The 574-nt window shown below is 69.5% G+C and carries 1 protein-coding gene; it reads right to left on the bottom strand.

Translation table 11 applies throughout. From position 1 onward, the window contains the following. Nucleotides 1–574, bottom strand: a 574-nt coding sequence (locus Plo01_RS39870; RefSeq protein ID WP_307837434.1) for an SAM-dependent methyltransferase, incomplete at both ends; no start/stop codon positions are given.

Raw genomic sequence — 574 nt, 5'->3', positions numbered from 1 at the left:
GTGGGAGATCACCAGGTAGCTGCCCGGGGCCAGTTTCTCGCGGACGGCGGTGACGATGGCGGCGGCATCGTCGTCGTCGGGGATGAAGTGGAGCATGGCCAGCAGGATGACGGCGACCGGCTGGTCGAAGTCGATGCGCTCGCGGATGTCGGGGTGGTCGAGCAGGGCCTTGGGCTCGCGCATGTCGGCCTGCACGACCGTGGTGTGGGGATTGTCCTCCAGCAGGGCACGGCCGTGGGCCAGGACGATGGGGTCGTTGTCGACGTAGACGACCCGGGCCTCGGGGGTGATGCGGTGGGCGACCTGGTGGACGTTCTCCTGGGTGGGCAGGCCGGAGCCGATGTCGAGGAACTGGCGCACGCCCTGTCCGGCGATCTCGCCCACCGCCCGGGACAGGAAGGCCCGGTTGGCCCGGGCCAGCGTCCGTACGCTCGGCATGACCTTGATGAAGTTCTCGGCGGCCTCGCGGTCGGCGGCGAAGTTGTCCTTGCCGCCCAGGTAGTAGTCGTACATCCGGGCCACGCTGGGGATCGTCGGATCGATCCCCGCCGGCGCCTGCTCGTCGTCCATGACG

It is taken from the genome of Planobispora longispora, assembly GCF_016863135.1.
GTDB classification, from domain to species: Bacteria; Actinomycetota; Actinomycetes; order Streptosporangiales; family Streptosporangiaceae; genus Planobispora; species Planobispora longispora.
This window is presented reverse-complemented; position numbering and strand designations above follow the sequence as displayed.